This is a genomic window from Coprococcus sp. AM97-35, assembly GCF_027697525.1.
In the GTDB taxonomy this organism is placed as follows: domain Bacteria; phylum Bacillota; class Clostridia; order Lachnospirales; family Lachnospiraceae; genus Allocoprococcus; species Allocoprococcus comes.
Genome location: NZ_JAQESL010000005.1, coordinates 81,140 through 100,680, shown reverse-complemented (window position 1 = coordinate 100,680; position 19,541 = coordinate 81,140). Strand labels below are relative to the sequence as shown.

16 protein-coding genes, 1 other RNA gene and 1 other annotated feature are annotated in these 19,541 nt (G+C 43.8%); of the genes, 13 read left to right on the top strand and 4 right to left on the bottom strand.

Translation table 11 applies throughout. The features are described 5' to 3' along the window. Positions 1-49 precede the first annotated feature (49 nt). The 12 genes from thrC (at position 50) to PG840_RS06515 (ending at position 13,129) form a co-directional block, all read left to right on the top strand. Complete coding sequence (gene thrC / locus PG840_RS06570) at positions 50-1,540, top strand: threonine synthase (RefSeq protein WP_270613436.1); 1,491 nt, start codon at positions 50-52, stop codon at positions 1,538-1,540. An 18-nt stretch (positions 1,541-1,558) separates the two neighbouring features. Further along, entirely contained in the window at positions 1,559-1,903 is a 345-nt protein-coding gene (locus PG840_RS06565; RefSeq protein WP_022220753.1) for a hypothetical protein, read from the top strand. Positions 1,904-2,149: 246 nt separating this feature from the next. Continuing rightward, the gene (locus tag PG840_RS06560) at positions 2,150-3,181 is read left to right on the top strand and encodes an XdhC family protein (protein ID WP_117555740.1); all 1,032 of its coding nucleotides are present in this window, start codon (positions 2,150-2,152) and stop codon (positions 3,179-3,181) included. 18 nt (positions 3,182-3,199) lie between these two features. Then, positions 3,200-4,174, top strand: a complete 975-nt coding sequence (moaA, locus tag PG840_RS06555) for a GTP 3',8-cyclase MoaA (RefSeq protein WP_044998967.1) — start codon at positions 3,200-3,202, stop codon at positions 4,172-4,174. An 8-nt stretch (positions 4,175-4,182) separates the two neighbouring features. After that, positions 4,183-5,118, top strand: coding sequence for an MOSC domain-containing protein (locus PG840_RS06550; RefSeq protein ID WP_195501966.1), 936 nt, complete (start codon positions 4,183-4,185; stop codon positions 5,116-5,118). A 14-nt stretch (positions 5,119-5,132) separates the two neighbouring features. Further along, positions 5,133-5,606 (top strand): cyclic pyranopterin monophosphate synthase MoaC, encoded by a 474-nt coding sequence (gene moaC / locus PG840_RS06545; protein WP_055246514.1) that lies wholly within the window; start codon positions 5,133-5,135, stop codon positions 5,604-5,606. An 87-nt stretch (positions 5,607-5,693) separates the two neighbouring features. Then, positions 5,694-5,874, top strand: a non-coding RNA gene (ssrS, locus tag PG840_RS06540) — 6S RNA. A gap of 115 nt (positions 5,875-5,989) precedes the next feature. Next, complete coding sequence (locus PG840_RS06535; RefSeq protein WP_082421134.1) at positions 5,990-6,823, top strand: YihY/virulence factor BrkB family protein; 834 nt, start codon at positions 5,990-5,992, stop codon at positions 6,821-6,823. A 124-nt stretch (positions 6,824-6,947) separates the two neighbouring features. Further along, positions 6,948-7,168 (top strand) — a binding site (T-box leader). 215 nt (positions 7,169-7,383) lie between these two features. Next, on the top strand, positions 7,384-8,403 hold the full coding sequence (pheS, locus tag PG840_RS06530; protein WP_008371846.1) for a phenylalanine--tRNA ligase subunit alpha: 1,020 nt from the start codon (positions 7,384-7,386) through the stop codon (positions 8,401-8,403). Positions 8,404-8,515: 112 nt separating this feature from the next. Then, the gene (gene pheT / locus PG840_RS06525; protein ID WP_270205348.1) at positions 8,516-10,936 is read left to right on the top strand and encodes a phenylalanine--tRNA ligase subunit beta; all 2,421 of its coding nucleotides are present in this window, start codon (positions 8,516-8,518) and stop codon (positions 10,934-10,936) included. A gap of 19 nt (positions 10,937-10,955) precedes the next feature. Then, on the top strand, positions 10,956-11,981 hold the full coding sequence (queA, locus tag PG840_RS06520) for a tRNA preQ1(34) S-adenosylmethionine ribosyltransferase-isomerase QueA (protein ID WP_008371840.1): 1,026 nt from the start codon (positions 10,956-10,958) through the stop codon (positions 11,979-11,981). Positions 11,982-12,466: 485 nt separating this feature from the next. Next, the gene (locus PG840_RS06515; protein ID WP_195501964.1) at positions 12,467-13,129 is read left to right on the top strand and encodes a Crp/Fnr family transcriptional regulator; all 663 of its coding nucleotides are present in this window, start codon (positions 12,467-12,469) and stop codon (positions 13,127-13,129) included. 149 nt (positions 13,130-13,278) lie between these two features. Here the strand turns inward: PG840_RS06515 and PG840_RS06510 are convergent, their stop codons facing one another. The 4 genes from PG840_RS06510 to PG840_RS06495 all read right to left on the bottom strand — a co-directional run bounded on the left by PG840_RS06510 (position 13,279) and on the right by PG840_RS06495 (position 17,049). Next, positions 13,279-14,625 (bottom strand): MATE family efflux transporter, encoded by a 1,347-nt coding sequence (locus PG840_RS06510; RefSeq protein ID WP_173825609.1) that lies wholly within the window; start codon positions 14,623-14,625, stop codon positions 13,279-13,281. A gap of 93 nt (positions 14,626-14,718) precedes the next feature. Then, complete coding sequence (locus tag PG840_RS06505) at positions 14,719-15,504, bottom strand: amino acid ABC transporter ATP-binding protein (RefSeq protein WP_022220749.1); 786 nt, start codon at positions 15,502-15,504, stop codon at positions 14,719-14,721. A gap of 15 nt (positions 15,505-15,519) precedes the next feature. Then, on the bottom strand, positions 15,520-16,206 hold the full coding sequence (locus PG840_RS06500; RefSeq protein WP_117555754.1) for an amino acid ABC transporter permease: 687 nt from the start codon (positions 16,204-16,206) through the stop codon (positions 15,520-15,522). Between the two features lie 21 nt (positions 16,207-16,227). Beyond that, positions 16,228-17,049: a transporter substrate-binding domain-containing protein gene (locus tag PG840_RS06495; RefSeq protein WP_270613435.1), complete on the bottom strand. Its 822-nt coding sequence runs from the start codon at positions 17,047-17,049 to the stop codon at positions 16,228-16,230. Positions 17,050-17,213: 164 nt separating this feature from the next. Here PG840_RS06495 and PG840_RS06490 point away from each other — a divergent pair, with 164 nt between their 5' ends. Next, positions 17,214-19,451: an excinuclease ABC subunit UvrA gene (locus PG840_RS06490; RefSeq protein ID WP_270205350.1), complete on the top strand. Its 2,238-nt coding sequence runs from the start codon at positions 17,214-17,216 to the stop codon at positions 19,449-19,451. The last annotated feature ends 90 nt before the right edge of the window (positions 19,452-19,541 follow it).

The window sequence follows — 19,541 nt, the reverse complement described above, 5'->3', positions numbered from 1 at the left end:
TTAGCAGATTGCTGAAGTGAATCAGAAAGAATAAGAAGGGTGGAGAACCATGAATTTACTTTATAAGAGTACAAGAGATGCAGAAAAGACAGTAACAGCTTCCCAGGCAATCTTAAAAGGGATGGCAGATGACGGCGGATTATTTGTACCGGTTTCGATTCCGAAGCTTCCGGTGTCGCTTGGTGAGCTCAAAGAGATGACCTATCAGGAAATCGCATATACAGTTATGAAGGAATTCCTGACAGACTTTACAGAAGAAGAGCTGAAGAGCTGTATCGCAAAGGCTTACGACAGTAAGTTTGATACCGAAGAGATTGCACCGCTTGCGAAGGTGGAGGATGCTTATTATCTGGAACTGTTCCACGGAGCAACGATCGCATTCAAAGATATGGCACTTTCCATTCTTCCGCACCTTCTGACTACTTCTGCAAAGAAGAATCAGGTGAAGAATGAGATCGTCATTCTGACTGCAACATCCGGGGATACAGGAAAAGCTGCACTTGCAGGATTTGCAGATGTAGAAGGAACCAAGATCATCGTATTCTATCCGAAGAACGGAGTCAGCCGAGTACAGGAGCTGCAGATGGTAACACAGAAAGGAGACAATACTTCTGTTGTTGCGATCCACGGTAACTTTGACAACGCACAGAGCGGTGTGAAGGCAATGTTCGAGAACAAAGAGCTGGAAAAAGAGTTAAATGAAGCAGGCTACCAGTTCTCATCTGCCAACTCTATCAATATCGGACGTCTGGTTCCGCAGGTTGTATATTATGTATATGCTTATGCGAAGCTTCTTCAGAATGAAGAGATTGCGGAAGATGAAGAGATCAATGTAGTTGTACCGACCGGTAACTTTGGAAATATTCTGGCTGCATACTACGCAAAGAATATGGGAATCCCGATTGCAAAGCTGATCTGTGCATCCAATGAGAACAAAGTTCTCTATGACTTTTTCCAGACAGGAACTTATGACCGTAACCGTGAATTTGTTCTTACAACATCTCCGTCCATGGATATTCTGATCTCCAGTAACTTAGAGCGTCTGATCTACAAGATCTCAGGAGAAGATGCAAGAAAAGATACGGATCTTATGACTGAGCTGAAGACAAAGGGAAGTTACGCGATTACAGGTGAGATGAAAGCAAACCTGGCTGATTTTGCGGCAGGATATGCGACAGAAGAGCAGGTCGCAAAGACAATCCATGATGTATATGAAGATACCGGTTATGTAATGGATACCCATACGGCGGTAGCTGCAACGGTGTATAAAGCTTACAGAGAAGACAGTAAAGATGACAGAAAGACAGTAATAGCATCCACAGCAAGTCCATATAAATTTGCAGGAAGCGTTATGTCAGCGATCGATCCGAAGTATAAAGGACAGGATAATTTCAAACTGATCGAGGAGCTTCAGAAAGTATCCGGTACAGAGATTCCGAATGCCATCAAAGAGATCATGAATGCCGAGATCCGTCACAATACAGAATGTGATGTTGATCAGATGGAGCAGACAGTTAAGGATATTCTTGGCGTAAAATAAACAGGAGAAGGCAAAAGAATGAACGGAATGGAAGGAATTTTCGGGATTATTGGTATTGGAGCGGGATTATATAGCCTGTATGCATGGTTTCAGCTTAAATTCAAAGGAATCATCAATACATCAATTCTTGTACCAAAAGATACGAATATAAAGAAGTGTAAGGATAAGGAAGCATACAGGGCAGCAGCAGGACCGAAACTTCTTGTGCTTGCGGTTGTGCTGATCCTGTACGGCGCAGAAGATCTGTATAATACTTACGTGCAGAGTACAGGAAAATTATTCTGGGTGATGTTAGTACTGGTACTTGCGGTACTGGTATGGTTTGCATGGACAGTCAAAAAGCTGAATGCAAAATATTTTTAAAATCAGATCACAAAATAAAGGAAAAGGGAAGGTGCAGACAAAAAGAGCTGCACCTTCTTATTTCATTTGACGGAAAAATTTGTTACAATAAAAGTATTGTATGACAGAGAAAATGTGATGTGGATAAAAGAAAACGTCATGCGAGAGATCAAATGCCGGAAGATTCCGATCCGTTTCAGGATGGAACCGTATTAAAAGAAGCATTTGACAGACTGAATAAATATGTAGTAGGGTAGATGAGATTTGATGGAAAATGTATTTGAGATATTAAAAGATTTACCAAAGCCGGGGGATTACGTTCTTTTGACAGTGGCAAAAGGATCCGCAGCCGGAGAAAAAGCAATTTTGGCAGAGAAAAAAATAATCTGGGAAAGTAAAGAAAACGGTTTCTTTTCAGCACATTTTTCAGAAGCAGGTGATTTGAAAAAATGTGGACTTTATGAAATCAGAGAGCAGCAGGTGTTTTGTGATATAATTGGAGGGCAGGAGCATCTGGTCATTTGTGGCGGTGGTCACGTATCGGTGCCGGTGATCAAAATCGGGATTATGCTTGGATGGAAAGTCACGGTTCTTGAAGATCGTCCGCAGTTTGCCGATCATGCCAGAAATGCGGGTGCAACGGAAGTGATCTGCCAGCCGTTTGAAGATGCCCTGGATCAGATCGAAGGAGACAAGGATACGTATTTTGTTGTACTGACCAGAGGTCACAGATATGATCAGGTTTGTCTGGAGAAGATCGTTGGGAAGGAACATGCTTATATCGGAATGATCGGAAGCCGGCGAAGAAGTGCGATGGTAAAGCAGAATCTGATTGAAAAAGGATGCAGCCAGGAAGTAATCGGCGAGATAAAAAGTCCGATTGGTCTGAACATCGGTGCTGAGACACCGGAGGAGATCGGTGTGGCGATCATGGCGGAAATCATCGAAGTAAAGAATCAGAACAAGAGAGTCTGCGGTTATCCGGAAGACTTGCTGGAAGCAATCCTGGATATCGTTCATCCGGGAAAGAAGATGCTTGCAACGATCATTACAAGAAAGGGTTCTGCACCAAGAAATGTGGGATCCAAGATGCTGATCCTGGAAGACGGCAGCTGTGTTGGAACCATCGGAGGCGGCTGTATGGAGGCAGAGGTTTTAAGAAAAGCGAGAGTCATGATGCATGAAAATAATACAGGACTAAAGACAGAATATGTGGATATGACCGGAGATGATGCGGAGGAAGAAGGCATGGTCTGCGGCGGTACGATCGAGGTGTTACTGGAACCACTCTGGAATTAAGAAAGGATGGAAAAGGCTGTGAGAGATTCTTATGGACGAACAATTGAATATATGAGAATTTCAATCACAGACCGCTGTAATCTGCGATGCAGGTACTGCATGCCGGATGGCGCAAAGTGGATTCCTATGTCAGAAATCCTGACTTATGAGGAGATTGAACGAATCTGCAGGGAGGCTGTCCGGATCGGGATTACCAGGTTTAAGATTACCGGAGGGGAGCCTCTGGTCAGAAAAGGATGCGCAGATCTGATCCGGATGATCCGGCAGATTCCGGGCACAGAAGAAGTAACAATGACGACAAATGGGGTTCTTCTGGGTGAGAATCTGGAAGATCTTCTTGCAGCGGGGCTGGATGCGGTGAATATCAGTCTGGATACACTGATTCCGGAAAAATATCAGGAGATTACCGGGGCAGATGAACTGGAAAGAGTCAGAAAATCCATTTTCATGGCAGAAAAAAGCGAGATCCGGGTAAAGATCAACACGGTCCTGCAAAAAGGAGTCAATGATGAGGAATGGAAAAGTCTGGCAGAGTTGGCGAAAAAGAACAAGCTGGATGTCCGTTTTATTGAATTGATGCCGATTGGACAGGGAAGAGCAGAGAATGGCATTTCCGGTGCCTGGGTGCTTGGAAAACTGAAAGAAGCTTATGGAATAGAAGGAGAGTTTTATCCGTTAGAGGGACGATTTGGGAACGGACCTGCTGTGTATTATCAACTGCCTGGTTTTCAGGGGAAAATCGGTCTGATCAGTGCATTGCATGGAAAATTCTGTGACAGATGTAACCGGATCCGGATGACATCAACCGGAAAGTTAAAAGCGTGTCTGTGCTATGCAGATACTATCTCCGTTTTTGAGGCAGCAAGACACGGATCGGAAGAAGAAATCCGGAAATGTCTCGAACAGGCGATCCGTGGAAAACCGAAGATGCATCATTTTGAGGAGCAGAATTTTATTACAGAACAGAAAAATATGTCACAGATCGGAGGATAAACATAAAAATGGGAAGACTGAAGGGAATCTGCATCAGTGAAAAGAGAGGAACCGAAAAACATGAGGTTCGTGAAGCCATGGTCAAAATGGACTGGGGGATTGAAGGAGATGCGCACGGTGGAAAATGGCATCGTCAGATCAGTCTGCTTTCCGATGAAAAGATTCAGGAATTTCGTGCAAAAGGGGCAGAAGTTGCGTATGGTGCATTTGGTGAAAATCTGATCGTGGAAGGATTTGATTTTCGCGCGCTTCCGGTTGGAACAAGATTTCATATCGGAGATGTGGTACTTGAGATGACACAGATTGGAAAAGAATGCCACAGTCATTGTCAGATTTATAAGAGAATGGGTGACTGCATTATGCCAAGAGAGGGCGTCTTTGCAGAAGTCGTCACCGGAGGTCATATCAAGGTAGGAGATGAAGTTGTCATGGAACAGGTGAAAAGTGACCGTCCATTTTCAGCGGCAGTTATTACTTTAAGTGATAAAGGCTCTGTCGGAGAACGAGAAGACAAAAGCGGACCCATGATTGTCGAAATGTTGAAAGATGCCGGATATGATATTAAAGAAACGATTTTATTACCGGATGAGCAGAAAAAACTGGAAAAAGAGCTGATCAGACTAGCTGATCAGAGACAGCTTAATGTGATCTTCACCACCGGAGGAACAGGATTCTCCGAGCGGGACCGGACACCGGAGGCGACGGTAAATGTCTGTGACCGAATGGCAAACGGAATAGCAGAGGCAATCCGGAATTATTCGATGACGATCACAAAGCGTGCTATGTTCAGCAGAGCTGTATCAGGTATCCGAAAAAAAACGCTGATCATCAATCTCCCGGGAAGTCCCAAAGCAGTACAGGAAGCACTGGAGTTTCTGCTTCCTGAACTTGGACATGGGCTTGGAATCCTCCGGGGAACAGAAGGCGAATGTGCCAGAAAATAAAGAGGTTAAAAATCATGAGTGGATTTACACATTTTAACGAAGATGGTAATGCAGTGATGGTAGATGTGGGGGAAAAGGCTGAGACAAAAAGAGAAGCACTTGCATCCGGGGTGATCCGCATGTCGGAAGAATGCTTTCAGAAAGTAAAGGAAGGCAGCATGAAAAAAGGAGATGTTCTTGGCGTAGCAAGAATTGCCGGGATCATGGGTGCAAAAAAGACAGCAGAACTGATTCCGCTGTGCCATCTGTTAAACCTTACCAAAGTCGAGATTGATTTTGAATATCTGGAAGAAGAGCATGGGATCCGGGCAATCTGCCACACGGCATGTACTGGCAGGACCGGTGTGGAAATGGAAGCACTGACTGGGGTAAATACCGCTCTTCTTACAATCTATGATATGTGCAAGGCGGTTGACCGGGGAATGGAGATCAGAGAAATCCATCTGCTTGAAAAGTCCGGTGGAAAAAGCGGGAAATGGGTACGTTAAACGTATTTTAATTTCTGGTAAAAAAAGTAAATATCTTCAACGATTAACAGTTGAAAAAACACGGCTGATGGTCTATAATAGGCTTTAGAAAACCTGGAATGTTCGAGACTTCCGTATTTTTGAACCTACAATACTTTAAACGGGATTCTTATATCTCTGTAATATGTCAGGCCCTCATTGCGCAGGGGAAGGCAGAAAAGCAGATGCGGTCGCCCACCTAGCGGAGTGCTAGGAGTCAAAAAACGGAAAACGGCATTTCGGGGGACTACAAAAGATAAAGGACAGTTGCGAGAGCAACTGTTTTTTTGGGTTTTCAAAGAAGTGAAAATGTGATAAACTATTTTGAAAAATGAAACTGCCGATAAGATAAATGGAGTTATTATATGATGAAAACGATAAACAAGATTCGGGAAATTACAGGGCAGGTGTCACAAAAGCATGTGGGAGCATACGCGGCCCAGTCTGCTTATTTTTTTGTGCTGAGTATGATCCCGATTATTTTGCTGCTTCTTGCTATCATACAATATACTCCGGTGACAAAAGCAGATGTTATGACTGCAGTGGTAAATTTGTTTCCGGAGACAAATATGCAGGATTTTATGGTTGGCATTGTAAATGAAGTATATAACCAGTCGAAGACGGTCATTCCGATCACTGCGATTGTAGCACTGTGGTCAGCAGGTAAAGGAGTACTTGCGGTTAGTACAGGACTGAACTGTGCATATGAGCTTCGTGAGACACGAAATTATGTATTTTTAAGAATCCGGGCATCCATCTATACGATCCTGTTCATTGCAGCAATTGTGATGGCTCTGGTACTTTCTGTGTTTGGTAATAATATCAGTATTTTTATATATCACAAAATTCCGTTTCTTGCGGAGACGACGGATATGATCATGCGTTTGAGAACAGTGATTTCATTTGTTGTTATGACTGGAATTTCGCTTCTGGTATATCACTTTTTGCCGAACCGAAAGCTTCCGTTCCGGGATTTGATTCTGGGATCTATTTTCTGTTCTCTGGGATGGCTGGTGATCTCGTTTGTTTTTTCAATGTATCTGACAATCTTCAAAGGATTTTCCGGTCTGTACGGAAGTATGACGGCGATCATTCTTGTGATGCTGTGGCTGTATTTTTGTATGTATGTGATGCTGCTGGGAGGGCTTATTAACTGTATCTGGGTAGATGCAAAGCGGGATATCCTGGAAAAGGATTAGTTCTGCAAAAAGCAGCATCCAGGTTCCGGAATATGATTTTGCGTAGATAAACGGTGAATCTATCGGATAAAACCGCTTGACATAAAAAAATCATATGTTACAATAATTAAGTATATGACATATCATAAAAGCAATGACCGTGTAAGTAGTGAACTGTTTTCCGACAGAGAAGGAGAATCCCCGGCTGTAAGTTCTCCCCGGTTCAGGCAGGAAACGAATTTCCCACGTGAGCTGCGTTTTTGAAAATAAAGTAGAAAACGACGTCCCTGCACGTTACGCAGTCCGAGTGCCTGTTATTCAAATAGCAGGAAACAGGGTGGTACCGCGATTTATCTCGTCCCTTTTTAGGGGCGATTTTTTTATATATTAGGAAAGTGTTCTTTCCTAATATATAAAAACGCTCCGCGAGGATGTGCACTGCGGCGTATAAGGAAGATGTCACAAGCGATCGCCGCAGGTGCCAGAATGTGCCAAGGCACATTCTTTTTTCTTCCACAGGAAATTTTATTTCCTGTTATAGTCGCAAATGAATAGCCAAAACAAGTTTTAAGGAGGATATCATGAAAGAAAGACTTGAGAGCATCAAACAGGAAGCCATTAAGCAGATCCAGGCTTCTGATGTACCGGAGAAATTAAATGATGTACGTGTCAAATTCCTTGGTAAAAAAGGAGAACTGACAGCCGTATTAAAAGGAATGAAAGATGTAGCTCCGGAAGAACGTCCGAAGGTAGGACAGCTTGTGAATGAGACAAGAGCTGCTATCGAAGAACTTCTTGATGAGACAAAGAAGAAAATGGATGCTGCAATCCGTGAAGAAAAATTAAAACAGGAAGTTATTGACGTAACACTTCCTTCCAAGAAAAATACAGTAGGTCATCGTCATCCGAATACGATCGCTCTGGAAGAAGTAGAGCGTATCTTCATCGGTATGGGATACGAAGTTGTGGAAGGACCGGAAGTAGAATATGACCTTTACAACTTTGAAAAACTGAATATTCCTGCAGATCATCCGGCAAAAGATGAACAGGATACATTCTATATCAACAAAGACATCGTGCTTCGTACCCAGACATCACCGGTTCAGGCACGTGTGATGGAACAGGGCAAGCTCCCGATCCGTATGATCGCACCGGGACGAGTATTCCGTTCTGACGAAGTGGATGCAACCCATTCACCATCCTTCCATCAGATCGAAGGACTGGTAATCGATAAAAATATTTCCTTTGCTGACTTAAAGGGAACTCTGGAAGTATTTGCAAAAGAACTTTTCGGACCGGATACCAAGACAAAATTCCGTCCGCATCATTTCCCATTCACAGAGCCAAGTGCAGAAGTAGACGTATCATGCTTCAAGTGTGGCGGAAAAGGCTGCCGTTTCTGTAAAGGATCAGGATGGATTGAAATCCTCGGCTGTGGTATGGTTCACCCACACGTACTCGAAATGTGCGGAATCGATCCGGAAGAATACACTGGATTTGCATTCGGAGTAGGACTTGAAAGGATCGCCCTTCTCAAATACGAGATCGACGACATGCGCCTCCTCTACGAGAACGATATCAGATTCCTGAAACAGTTCTAGTGAGCACGACAAAATCAGAGAGCAGTGCGAAGAGCTGCGGCAGCATCGAAAGATGCTGGATTTTGGAGACTGAATAAGAGAAATATATAAACAAATCAGAAGGAGATATAAAATGGATACTTCATTATCATGGATTAAAGCGTATGTTCCGGATCTTGACGTAACAGCGCAGGAATATACAGATGCAATGACTCTTTCCGGAACAAAAGTAGAAGGTTTTACAAAGCTGGATGCTGATCTGGACAAGATCGTAGTAGGACAGATTGAGAAAATTGAGAAACATCCGGACGCAGATAAACTGATCATCTGTCAGGTAAATGTAGGAACAGAGACCGTACAGATTGTTACAGGTGCTCCGAACGTAAAAGAAGGAGACAAGGTACCGGTTGTTCTGGATGGCGGACGCGTTGCGGGCGGACATGAGCCTGGGCAGAGAGTAGAAGGCGGAATCAAGATCAAAAAAGGAAAACTCCGTGGAGTCGACAGCTACGGAATGATGTGTTCCATCGAAGAACTTGGTTCAGACAGAAATATGTATCCGGAAGCACCGGAATATGGAATCTACATTTTTGATGATGACGCAGTTGTCGGAGAAAGTGCAGTAAAGGCACTCGGACTGGATGATGTCGTATTTGAATACGAGATCACCTCCAACCGTGTAGACTGCTTCAGCGTGGTTGGTATCGCAAGAGAAGTTGCAGCTACATTCCACAAAGAATTCAAGCCACCGGTTGTAACATCAACCGGAAATGATGAAGATGTCAATGATTACATCAAAGTAAAAGTAGAAAATACAGACCTTTGCCCACGTTACTGTGCAAGAGTCGTAAAAAATATCAAGATCGGACCTTCACCGAAATGGATGCAGAGAAGACTTTCTTCCGTAGGAATCCGTCCGATCAACAACCTTGTTGATATCACAAACTATGTAATGGAAGAATACGGACAGCCAATGCATGCTTATGATCTGGATACCATCGCAGGTCATCAGATCATCGTCCGCAATGCCCAAAAAGGAGAAAAATTCGTAACACTGGATGGTCAGGAAAGAGAAATGGATGATTCTGTTCTGATGATCTGTGATGGCGAAAAAGCGGTAGGTATTGCCGGAATCATGGGTGGCGAAAATTCCATGATCACTGACAATGTACAGACCATGTTATTTGAAGCTGCATGCTTCGATGGAACCAACATCCGTAAATCCAGCAAGAAAGTCGGACTTCGTACTGATGCATCCGGTAAATTTGAAAAGGGACTGGATCCGAATAATGCAGAGGATGCAATCAACCGTGCCTGCCAGCTGATCGAAGAAATGGGAGCCGGTGAAGTTGTCGGAGGAATGGTTGATGTATACAGCAAGAAAAAAGAACCTGTACGTGTACCATTTGATGCCGACAAGATCAATGCACTTCTCGGAACAGACATCCCGGAAGAAGATATGATTAAATATTTTGAAAAGATCGACCTGGAATATGATGCAGAAGCAAAAGAAGTGATCGCACCAACCTTCCGTCATGACTTATTCCGTATCGCCGATCTTGCGGAGGAAGTAGCAAGATTCTACGGATATGATAATATCCCGACTACACTGCCTACAGGTGAAGCTACAACTGGTAAGCTTTCTTTCAAGCTTCGTGTGGAAGAAGTAGCAAGAAATATTGCAGAATTCTGTGGATTCAGTCAGGGAATGACTTATTCATTTGAAAGCCCGAAGGTATTTGACAAGCTCCTCCTCGACAAGGATGATCCGATGCGTCAGGCAATCCAGATCATGAACCCGCTTGGAGAAGATTACAGTGTCATGCGTACAACATCTCTGAATGGTATGCTGACATCTCTTGCAACAAACTACAACAGAAGAAATAAAAATGTCCGTCTGTACGAGCTTGGAAATATTTATCTTCCAAAGGCACTTCCACTGACAGAACTGCCGGACGAAAGAATGCAGTTTACACTTGGAATGTACGGAGATGGAGACTTCTTCAGTATGAAAGGTGTTGTAGAAGAGTTCTTTGAAAAAGTCGGACTTCATAAGAAAGAAACCTATGATCCAAATGCAGGAAAGAACTTCCTTCATCCGGGACGTCAGGCAAACATCGTTTACGATGGAAAGGTTGTCGGATACATGGGTGAGGTTCATCCGGAAGTTGCTGATATCTATGGAATCGGTGAAAGAGCATACGTTGCTGTCATTGATATGCCACAGATCACAGAACTTGCAACATTTGACAGAAAATACGAAGGAATTGCAAAATACCCGGCAGTCAGCCGTGATATCAGTATGGTAATGCCAAAATCCATCCTGGTAGGACAGGTTGAAGAAGTGATCGAGAACAAGGGTGGCGCTTATCTGGAAAGCTATAAGCTGTTCGATATCTATGAAGGCGCTCAGATCAAGGCAGGCTTCAAGTCTGTTGCTTACTCTATCACATTCCGTGCAAAAGATAAGACTCTGGAAGAAGCTGACATTTCAGCTGCTATGAACCGTATCTTAAAGGCACTGGAGGAAATGGGTATCGAGCTTCGTAAGTAGGCGAAAAGAGGTCAAAAGAATGAAACGACAGGATTTTTATTTTGATTTACCGGAAGAGCTGATCGCGCAGGATCCGCTTGAAGACAGATCCAGTTCCAGACTGCTTGTTCTTGATAAAAAAACCGGTGCAACCAGTCATCACATTTTCCGTGAGATCAAAGATTATCTCAAACCGGGAGACTGCCTTGTGATCAATGATACCAAGGTTATCCCGGCAAGACTGATCGGTGAAAAAGAAGGAACCGGCGGAAAAGTCGAAGTTCTTCTTTTAAAACGAAAAGGAAATGATGTCTGGGAAACACTTGTAAAACCAGGAAAGAAGATGAAACCCGGAGCAAGAGTCAGCTTCGGGGACGGTCTTCTGAAAGGGGAAGTTCTGGAGGTTGTAGAGGAAGGAAACCGTCTGATCCATTTTGAATACGAAGGAATTTTTGAAGAGATTCTGGATCAGCTTGGACAGATGCCGCTTCCGCCTTACATCACCCACCAGCTGGAGGACAAGAATCGTTACCAGACCGTGTATGCAAAGCATTCCGGATCTGCGGCTGCTCCGACGGCAGGACTGCATTTTACACCGGAGCTTCTGGAAGAAATCAAAGCAGAAGGTGTGGAGATTGCGCATGTAACGCTTCATGTCGGACTTGGAACTTTCCGTCCGGTAAAAGCGGATGATATTCTGGATCACCATATGCATTCGGAATTCTACCGGATCGAGGCATCTGAGGCAGAAAAGATCAACCGTGCAAAAGAGAGCGGACACCGGGTGATCTGCGTCGGAACGACAAGCTGCCGGACCGTAGAATCTGCGGCTGATGAAAACGGAAAGTTAAAAGAGTGCAGTGGATGGACAGAGATTTTCATCTATCCGGGCTATAAATTCAAGGTACTGGACTGCCTGATCACGAACTTCCATTTACCGGAGTCAACGCTGATCATGCTGGTAAGTGCGCTTGCCGGAAGAGAGCATGTGCTTGCGGCATATGAAGAAGCAGTTAAAGAGAGATATCGATTCTTCAGCTTTGGGGATGCGATGTTTATAGAATAGACGCAGAATCTGACAAATGTGAGGTTATGTCAGGGAACAGGAAATCATAAGATATTAACCGGAGAACGAGATTGTTCAAGTCATGTACAACTTTGAAAAATCTTGTTCTCCGTTTTTTGTATAGGTTGGAAACGATTGAGTTTAAAAATCTTATTGAATGAATGTCTATAGAGAATGTTGTTTTATCCGGCTGAGATAAACAGAACAGATTTGCCGATTCTGCAAAAATATAGTAAGATGGTGTAAGTGCCAAAAGCATGAATGGTATAGTAATGGAGAAATCTGGGCACATACTAAGACGAAAAGGTTATAAAAACAAGATTGCAAAAGGAGACAGAAGATGGACTACGCAGAATATATCAGAGAAAGAAACGAAAAAAATAACTTTGGGAAATAAAGTCAGGTGGATATTCGTAATTTGTTTTGCTTTTTGATTTGGTTAAAAAGCGGACAGAAATGCATTGAGAATTGAGGAGTAGCAGAAAATGGGCATATTTGAGGAGGCAGCAATTTTCCGGGGCGTCACGAAGGAGGACGCCAGACAGATGCTGAACTGTCTGAATCCGGTAGAAAAGACTTATAAAAAAGATGAAATCATTTACCATGCCGGGGATGAGGTTACTTCAATGGGCGTGGTTCTTTCCGGCAGCGTGTTCATTGAGAATGATGATATCTGGGGGAATCACAGCATTCTGGACCGGGCCGGAAGAGGCGAGATTTTTGCAGAAACATATGCAGCGATTCCGAGGCAGAAGCTGATGGTCAATGTAGTTGCGGCAGAAGAGGCAAGAATTTTGTTTCTTGATGTGGGAAGGATACTGAAAGTCTGTTCCAATTCGTGTGTGTTTCATCATACGTTAATTGAAAATCTGCTGAAGCTTTCCGCAGAGAAGAATCTCCGTCTGTCGAAACGGATTTTTCATATTTCATCAAAATCGATCCGGGGAAGACTGCTGTCGTATCTATCTTATCAGGCTATGGAAAACGGAAAGAAAGAATTTGATATCCCGTTCAACCGGCAGCAGCTTGCAGATTATCTGAATGTAGACAGGTCCGCGATGTCAAATGAGCTTGGGAAGATGCAGAAAGATAGGCTGATCGAAGTAGACAGGAAACATTTCCGTATTCTTGGCGAAACGGAAATATAAATGGATAAATAATGGAAATAAAACGGATACAGCAGTGAGAAACTGTATGTAGGTTAGGATAAAAGAAAACCATTGCAGGAGAGATGTGATTTAATCAGATCCTGTAATGGTTTTTTGTATACGATGAGTCAAGTATAAATTTGTGAAATTTATCTTTCTAGTCCGTGTATCCAGTCTGACTTTAGGAAATAAATCAGAAAAGCAATGGAACTGAGCGCCCAGGTCATCGGGTAAGCCCAGAAGATCATCTGAATGGACGGGATGAATTTTAAAATGATCACGATATAAGAAACGCGGATCAGACACCAGCATACCAGCATAACATACATCGGGACTGTGGATTTACCGGCTCCGCGCATGATTCCTGCCATACAGTGTGAAAAAGCAAGCAGGAAGTAGAAAAAGGTGTCCGTGTGTGCCTGCATGGCTCCGTAGTGGATAACCTCTGCGGTGGAACTGAAAGCAGACAGAAGCTGTGGAGCGGTAAAATGCACGCAGATACCGATCAGCTCAGAGATCGTAAGAGAGCAGATCACACCGAATACAGCGCCCTTTTTAGCACGGTCATATTCTTTTGCTCCCAGATTCTGACTGATAAAAGTAGTAAGTGCCAGAGCAAAACAGGTGATCGGAAGGAACCCAAATCCCTGGATCTTCATATAAGCCCCACATCCGGCAACCGCCATTTCCCCAAACTGGTTGATATTTGCCTGGACGAATACATTTGCCAGGGAAATGATCGAGTTCTGGAGTCCTGCTGGCAGACCATAAGAAATGATCTGGCGGAGCATATAGGAATCCAGATTGATCCGGTTCAGATGAAGCCGAAACTCCTCCGGACTGTGAAGCAGCTGTACCATACAGAGAATAGCACTTAAAAACTGTGAAATGACAGTTGCAAAAGCGGCAGCACCTACACCAAATCCAAGACCTGCGATCAGTACAAGGTCAAGAATGATATTCGTTACCGAAGAAACGATTAAGTAGATCAGAGGATGGGTACTGTCACCGACGGACTGCAGAATGCCGACAAAGAAGTTGTACATGACAAAGGCAAGTGAGCCGGTAAAGTAGATCCGGAAATAAGTAATTGAGTTTGGAAGTACCGCCTCCGGTGTTCCCATAAGTACCAGGATCTGTGGTGCGGCAATGATACCGACAATGGTAAGGATCACGCCGCAGATCAGTCCGAAGCCAACGGTTGTATGGATGGATTTTTGCAGATTCGGAATGTCTCTGGCACCGTAATATTTGGCGACGATGACACCGGATCCGATGGCGATTCCATTAAAAAGACCGACCATAAGAAAGATCAGATTACCGGAAGAGCTGACAGCGGCAAGCGCAGAGCTTCCAAGAAAATTTCCAACGATCAGAGAGTCGGCGGTGTTATATAGCTGCTGAAAAAGGTTTCCCCAAAAAAGCGGGATCGCAAAAGCAACGATACGCTTCCAGATGGAGCCTTCGGTCATCAGTTTGGCTGAAGATTTTGACATAGAATATTTCCCCCGTTTCTTAAGTCATTACTTTTAAGTATAAGGTGCGGCAGAGGGAAAGTCAATGAAAATGAGGTTCGGTAAAAATGCATGTTATCCTTCATGAAAACGCGAAAGAAACTGTTTTGTTCTCTCTTCACTTGGATTTTCAAACACCTGACGCGGATCACCCTGTTCAACGATGCGTCCGTCGTCCATAAAGATCACATGATCGGCAACGTCGCGTGCAAATGCCATCTCATGGGTTACAATGATCATCGTCGTATTCTGGTCGGCAAGCTCGCGGATAACTTTTAATACTTCTCCGGTCAGTTCCGGATCCAGTGCAGAAGTCGGCTCATCAAAACAGAGGATGTCCGGTTGCAGGGCAAGTGCCCTTGCAATAGCAACTCGCTGGCATTGTCCGCCGGAAAGCTGATGCGGATAATTGTCCATCCGGTTATCCAACCCCATCTGTGTCAGAAGAACCTTTGCCTGTACCTCGATGGCGGTCAGGATTTCACGTTTTCTTTCTTTAAAATCCGGCTGCTCTGCGGCGAGAAGTTTTTTGGCAAGCATTACATTTTCCAGAGCGGTATACTGCGGAAACAGATTAAAGTTCTGGAACACCAGACCAAAATGCAGTCGTTTTTTACGGATCACGGATTCCTGAGTGGTTGCCGGGACAGAGGCATCAAAAAGTGTTTCGCCATTTACCCGGATAATTCCGTTATCCGGATGTTCCAGAAAGTTCAGGCAACGGAGAAGCGTTGTCTTTCCACTTCCGGAAGATCCGATGATGGAAACAGCCTGTCCTTTTTCCAGGTTAAATCCAACGTCTTTTAAGACAGGAGTTTTATTAAAAGATTTACTGATATGTTCTACTTCTAAGATTGGCATAAATATGAATTCTCCTTATCTGAAATATTCCAGTTTCTTTTCAAGGCGTCCGAGAAGAACGGTCAGGATACCATTGAAAATAAGATAATAAACAGCGGTAAAGAACAGCGGCCAGATAGCACCGGAGATGCCATGTGAGCCTTTCATAAATGCCTGTCCTGCCCAGATGATCTCCTGCAGCGCGATAATACGTGCAAGAGAAGTATCTTTTACCAGGGTGATGATTTCATTTGACATCGGTGGTACAATGCGTTTGATCATCTGAAGGAGTGTGATCTTGAAAAAGATCTGATGCTTTGTCATGCCAAGTACAAGACCGGCTTCTTTCTGACCTTCCGGAACACCCTGGATTCCACCGCGGTAGATTTCTGAAAAATAACAGGCGTAATTGATGATAAAAGATACGGCTGCTGCAAGGAAACGCCCTGCTTCACCACCACCCCAGATCGGGTTATGTAAGACCAGCCCGGGGAAATAGTAGATGATCAGAAGCTGGATCATCAGCGGGGTACCACGGATCACCCAGACGGTCAGTCTCGCAAGCCAGCTAAGAGGCTTGAAATGAGACATGGAACCAAAGGCAATGACCAGTCCGAGAGGAAGGGCACCGACCAGCGTCACAATAAATAATTTTAAAGTTTGTAAAAAGCCGACATTTAGTGCGGACACTACGACCGGCATTTGTTTCATAATCAGATCCATAAAAAGTTCCTGCCTTAAATATTATTTCTGCTCAATGATGGCATCCTGAACCCCATAGGTTTCAGCGCATTTCTTCATAGAACCATCATTGTAGCTTGTCTTGAAGAATTCGTTCAGTTTGTCTGCAAGGTCGGAACCTTTGCGGAATCCAACACCATATTTTTCGGTAGTAAGCTCAACGGTATGAGTCAGATTTTCGTATCCGGTACCTTTTCCGACCATGGCACCGGCCATCAGAAGGTCGATGACTGCAGCATCAGAGGTTCCGGCTGCAACTTCCATCAGGGCATCTGCCTGTGAAGAAACGGCAGTGTAGTCATATCCTTCTCCGCTTACAGCTTTTTCTCCGGCACTTCCGGATTCAACTGCAAAAGAAAGATCCTTAAGACTGTCTTTGTCCTGATATTTGTCTGCTTTATCAGAAGGAACGACCACTACCTGCGCATTGTTACAGTAAGCGGATGTGCATGCCATTGCGCTGGTTACTTCATCAGTAAGTGTCATACCGTTCCATACACAGTCGATTGTTTTTCCGTCAAGTTCCATAACTTTATTGTCCCAGTCAATTTCTACAAATTCGGCATCTACGCCAAGACTTTTTGCAAATGCTTTTGCCATGTCGGCGTCAAAACCAATCCATTCATCCTTATCGTTTTTGTAATCCATTGGCTCAAAATCTGTGATTCCGACTACAAGAGTTCCTTTATCCTGAATATATTCTATATCACTTTCGGATGAGCTTTTTGAGTTGTCGGATTTTTTTGTGTCAGAGGAAGAACCTCCGCATGCTGCAAGGGATAATACCATTGCTGAAGTAAGTGCAAGTGCTGTTATTTTTTTCATAATAATCTCTCCTCATATACTTTCAAAAAATGTCACGTCACTATATTATCAATCTACCACACTAAAGTCAACCAAAACTTGCTATTTACTTTCTTTTTTGATAAAGATACAATAAGAAATACAGGAATTACTGTAGAAAGAGTAGAACAGAGGAATATAAATATATGGAAACAAATGAGATTATTGTTCACCATGCGACGGAGAATAACCTGAAAAATGTATCTATCCGGATACCAAAGCATCAGATCACAGTATTTACCGGAGTATCAGGTTCCGGGAAATCTTCGCTGGTTCTGGATACTCTTGCGGCGCAGTCGCGCAGGGAATTAAACGATACTTTTCCAAGCTTTGTACAGCAGTATCTTCCAAAATACGGAAGACCGCATGTGGAACGGATCGAGAATCTTCCGGCAGCAATTGTGATCAATCAGAAAAAGCCGGCTCCGAATCAGCGGTCGACGGTTGGAACTTATACGGATACCTATACCCTTCTGAGGCTTTTATTTTCCAGAGTGGGACAGCCTTTTGTCGGTTATTCGGACAGCTTTTCATTCAATCATCCACAGGGATGCTGCCTGCGGTGTAACGGACTTGGGGAAGTGACAGATCTGGATGTACACAAGCTGGTAGATTTTGATAAATGTCTGAATGATGCCGGAGTGATCCATTATGTGGCATTTGAGCCGGGGCAGTGGAGATGGATCCGTTATGCAAACAGCGGATTGTTTGATCTGGATAAGAAGATTAAAGACTATTCCGAAGAAGAACTGGAACTGTTTTTGTATTCACCGCAGATACGTCTTAAAAACCCGCCAGAAGGCTGGCCGAAAACTGCGAAATACGAAGGTCTTGTGCATCGGATGTATCGCAGTGTCCTAAATTCGGAAGAAGGAAAACTTCACAGGGAGTTATTGGATCCGATCACCAGTCATGGAGTTTGTCCGGAGTGTAATGGGGCAAGATTGAATCAGAAGGTGTTGTCCTGCAAAATTGACGGGAAAAATATTGCAGATGTAATAAAACTTCCATTATCCGAGCTGCGTGCGTGGATTGACCAAATAGAAGATCCGCTTGCAAAAGATATTCAGGATACACTGCATACCAAACTGTCTGCACTTATAGATATCGGACTGGGATATCTGTCTCTGGACAGAGGGTTATCTACTTTATCTGGTGGAGAAATCCAGAGATGCAAGATTGCAAAATGTCTGAATTCCTCGCTTTCTGATTTGTTGTATATTCTGGATGAACCGAGTGCAGGGCTTCATAATCATGATATTGAGCGGATGCGCCGTGCACTGGAAAAATTGAGAGATGGTGGAAATACGGTTGTTCTGGTGGAGCATCACCGGAAAATGATCGAGATGGCCGATCACATTGTGGAAATGGGTCCGGAACCGGGAATGGCCGGTGGAAGAGTTTTATTTGAAGGCAGTTATAAGGAACTTTTAAAGAGTGATACGCCGACCGGAGAAGAGATGCGGCTTACTACTTCTCTAAAAGCAAAGGCAAGGGAAGCGAAAGGAATATGGCGGATGGAGCATATCCATCTTCACAATCTGAAGGACATTACCATCGAATTTCCAATAGGAAATCTGGTTGTGATCGCTGGTGTTGCCGGATCCGGAAAAAGTTCTCTGATGGAAAGCTTTTACCGCAGTATGGGAGAGGATGTGGTGTTTGTAAGCCAGCGCGCTGCAGGTGCAAGTCTCAGATCCACTCCGGCGACCTATCTGGGAGTCGCAGATGAAATCCGGAAAATATTTGCAAAGCGGTGCGGTCAGAAGGCATCTTTGTTTTCTTTTAACGGCGCAGGAAAGTGTCCGGCATGTAAGGGAAAAGGAGTGATCGTATCGGATATGGCATTTATGGATGACATCGAGACGACCTGTGATGTGTGTAAAGGACTTCGGTATTCAAAAGAAGTTTTGCAATACGAAGTAGATGGAAAGAATATTGCGGAAGTGATGGATTTGACTGTTGCACAGGCGGGGGAATTCTTCAGGGGAACAAAGATCAGCGAAGCGCTGGAGCCTCTGGAAAAAGTAGGACTTTCTTATCTGCACCTAAATCAGGCACTTTCTACTTTATCCGGCGGAGAGTTGCAGCGAATGAAGTTTGCTTCCTATCTCGGAAGTAAAGACCGTATTTTCATTCTTGATGAGCCGACAAACGGATTGCATATCAAGAATGTCCGGAGTCTGTTAAAGCTTCTGAACCAGATGGTGGATGAAGGGAATTCCATTTTTGTTATTGAACATAACATAGAATTTATCAAATCCGCTGATTATGTGGTAGAATTAGGACCAGAAGGAGGAGATGCCGGAGGAAGACTGCTGTTTGCCGGTACACCGTTTGAGATGAAAAAGAGTGAGAAATCTGTCACGGCAGAATATTTATGATGATACCAGATTGCTCCATTTCTGTTGCTACGCAATCCCCCTATTTATAATTATGAAAGATTTACAGAAACAGAAATATTTACCAAAAAG